At 68.4% G+C, this 244-nt stretch carries 1 protein-coding gene; it reads right to left on the reverse strand.

Translation table 11 applies throughout. The features are described 5' to 3' along the window. Positions 1 to 244 (reverse strand): hypothetical protein (locus EN857_RS36420; RefSeq protein WP_187331613.1); only part of this gene is annotated, 244 nt, incomplete at both ends.

Below are 244 nucleotides of genomic sequence, written 5' to 3' on the forward strand. Positions count from 1 at the left end.
TCGCCGGTCAGGTCCTCGTACTTGGTGCCACTGATCGAGAAGTCGAGGAAGTTGGTGAAGTCGTTGCCGCTGTCGGTGCCGCCGCTGCCGGGGTTGCCGACGGTCTGCACCAGGGTGCCGGTCTGCTGCGAGCCGTCCGGCACGACCTCGTAGATGTTCTTGCCGACATCGGCCAGCGTCAGTCCGCCGATCGACCAGGCGCCGCCGGCCCCCGTCGTCGTCGAGCGGTCGCCGGCGCTGAGAT

It is taken from the genome of Mesorhizobium sp. M4B.F.Ca.ET.214.01.1.1, from assembly GCF_004791545.1.
Classification (GTDB): domain Bacteria; phylum Pseudomonadota; class Alphaproteobacteria; order Rhizobiales; family Rhizobiaceae; genus Mesorhizobium; species Mesorhizobium abyssinicae.